Source organism: Borrelia persica No12 (assembly GCF_000500045.1).
In the GTDB taxonomy this organism is placed as follows: Bacteria; Spirochaetota; Spirochaetia; order Borreliales; family Borreliaceae; genus Borrelia; species Borrelia persica.
Window position 1 is genome coordinate 1 of sequence record NZ_AYOT01000011.1, and the last position, 2,939, is coordinate 2,939.

Below are 2,939 nucleotides of genomic sequence, written 5' to 3' on the forward strand. Positions count from 1 at the left end.
TTTATAGATGAGCATACCAATGTTTTTGAGCGTCAGAGGGAGGTTTTAGCAGCTATTGATGCGCTTGTTGATCCTAAATCTAGAGAGGCTTTTGAGGCAAGTTACAATAAGGTTTTAAGAGATTATAAATTGTATGTGAGAGAATTGTTTAATAATGTTGAAGGTGGTACTTTTGATCTTAAATTTGATCGGGATAGAGACAGAAAAGAAAATTATGAGCAGAGATTTGCTGTGCTTCTAGACAATGTTAGAGCTTTTAATGCTTCTTAATTTTATTTGCATGGGTAAATAATTAAAATATTTTTAATGGTACATTTTAATGTGTGCCATTAACTTACCATTTAAGTACTGCTTAGTACTCTTGAAAATTAAAGATTGATTATGAATAGATTTTATGCAGATCTCTAATTCGGGATTCTGCATAATGTTTCAATTTATTTTTTAGTGTTTGTAGTGCTAGCTTGTGTTATAATAGATCGTTATTAAATTGGTATGATATTAATTTAATAACGATTATTGATAATAATTTGATGTTAATATTGGGGTCAATGCTATTAAAGTGGCATTGATGTTATTGGTGTCAAATAAGTTGAAAAGGAGATATTTAATGACTAAAGATAAAGTCTATAAAATATGTATTTTATTATTTTTATTGGTATTTATGGTATTCATGATGCTAAGTTGTAATTCACAGACTCCTGGTAGTGGAGTTAAAGCGACTAGATCTGTTATAGATAAGGGTGGAGGTAGAATTGCGGGTTTGGAACATGCAGCAGTGGCTGAAGAAGATATTAATCAAAATATCGAAGACAATTTAGCTGTTACCTATAATTTAGAGCCTGTCATTGTAGATAATGAACTTGATGCTCTACTTGATGGATTTAACATGCAAGTAGAAGAGAAGAAAGTGATTGCACATATACAATACGTATTATGCGATGCCACTATTGTGGGTATGCAGGGTAATGCCAATACTTATACTCCTGTTGAATTTCGTAGTATGCTTAACAGGTTGGGAGAAGATGATGTTAAAAGACTTGCTACTCAACTATTGCCAATTTTGTCTGAGTTTAGAGCAGTTCAGTCAGAGATTGAAAAGATTAGTGATGGTGCATATAGACGAGGATTACTTTATAGATTGGGGTGTATTAAGAGGAATTATGCATTTGTCCTTAAGGAAATATTTAGGAATCCTGTATCTAAGATATATGATGCTGTTGTAGAACATGTCAATTTTAAAAACCAGAAGGTCTATTATAAAAATTTAGAAATACTTAAAACCGATGCATCAGGATTTGTAACTTTGGCAGATCGTTACTCAAAATTTTCTGATGTTGGGGAAGCAGTTAAGGAACTGAGAAATATAGTAACTGATCTTAAGATTGCAGTAGAGCAAAATTATAGGACATATAGTAATGAAGAATTTGATACTTTACTTAGTAGTTTGGATGATAAACAACTTCAAAAAGTGATTCTTGTGTATTGGGGCTATAAGAATAGGAAAGATGATATTGTGAGTTTGATTGGTTTAGTTGATGATGTAAAGGAGGATTCCGGGGCTTTAGCTCCGATAAGAGATGGCCTAAAAGCAGGCTTGTCTGCGCTTAAAATAGAAATGAACAATGAGTTGCCTGAAAAACTGAAGGACTATTCAGTGCGTTTAAAAAGTTTATTTGATAAACGTTCTGCTGTTGCACTTTATAGAGATATTTCATCTATTGATGATTTATCTATTAAGCCTTACTTTGATAGTTATTTCCCAAATCTTAATACGCTTTTAATTGCAAAGAGTAATTTTATTTATGAGTATGAAAGATTGAATCCTACACAAAGAAGAGTGATTGAATGGATAAAAGAAGTAGTATTTGATCCTAGTGTTACTGTTTCTTCTGATGACAGAAAATATACTAGAGATTATGAATTTTATTTTCTATTGGGAGGAAATAATTCTCGTTTTGATAATTTCATAGTTGAGCATTCCAAAGTTTTTGAACGTCGAGAAGAGGCTTTGAGCGCTATTAATGCTTTTGTTGATTCTAAATTTAAAGAGGATTCTAGAAGAGATTATCATCAGGTCTTAGCTGATTATAAATTGTATTTGAGACAATTGTTTAATGCTGTTGAAGCTGATACTTTTACGTTTAAGTTTAATAGTGCAGAGGATAAGACTGATAAAAATGATTATGAGACGAAATTTGCTAAAATTCGAGACAGTGTTAAGACTCACAATGTTTCTTAATTTTATTTAGTTTTATTTAGGTATGATAAATAATTGAAATATTTATTAATGGTACATTTATATGTACCATTAGTGATCATTAATACGTCATTTTTGTGTTATAATAATTGTCATTATAAAATGAATTTGTTGTTAATTTTATAATAATATTGATGAAAATATTGATATAAAATTTGTGGCAATGCTATTGAATTTGCATTGATGTTTTTGGTATTAAAAAAATCAAAAGAGGAGATATTTGATGGTTAGAGGGAAAATCTGTAAGTTTTTTTGCAAAACATTTATTTTTTTATTGTCATTACTTGTAATACTCGGTTGTAATTTAAAGTCTCCAGAGGCACCTGGACCTAAAGTTGGAGTTGGGAGATCTGATTTTGTTAAACTTGTACACAAAGGTGGTGGGTTTGAAGAAGATGTATCTTTACGCGAAGAGGGTATGCAATATACTGTAAATAAGGTGTTCAGTTATTATAATTATGTGGATAAGGATTTAGAAATTTACGATAATTTGGAGCCTGTCCTTGTAGATGATGAACTTAATGTTTTACTTGATGAATTTGGGATTGAAGAGGGGAGAAGAATGGCAATTGCGCATATACAAAAAGTATTGTGTGATCCTGCTATTGGAAGTAATTATAAGACGTATGATAATGCTGAGTTTCGTAGTCTACTGATTGATTGGAAATCAGACAAAGTTAAA

Annotated in this window: 2 protein-coding genes and 1 pseudogene; all 3 read left to right on the forward strand. The window is 30.9% G+C overall.

Annotation, left to right across the window (positions count from 1 at the left end; genetic code table 11):
* Window positions 1-270 (forward strand): hypothetical protein (locus U881_RS12410; protein WP_038362933.1); only part of this gene is annotated, 270 nt, incomplete at its 5' end.
* A gap of 337 nt (window positions 271-607) precedes the next feature.
* Entirely contained in the window at window positions 608-2,239 is a 1,632-nt protein-coding gene (locus U881_RS0100100; RefSeq protein ID WP_024652875.1) for a BTA121 domain-containing protein surface lipoprotein, read from the forward strand.
* Window positions 2,240-2,480: 241 nt separating this feature from the next.
* A pseudogene (locus tag U881_RS10155) lies at window positions 2,481-2,939 on the forward strand (hypothetical protein); the annotation flags it as partial.

Excerpts from the sequence above, each read along its gene's own strand:
- U881_RS0100100 (WP_024652875.1), top strand. The coding sequence starts at position 608 with ATGACTAAAGATAAAGTCTATAAAATATGTATTTTATTATTTTTATTG.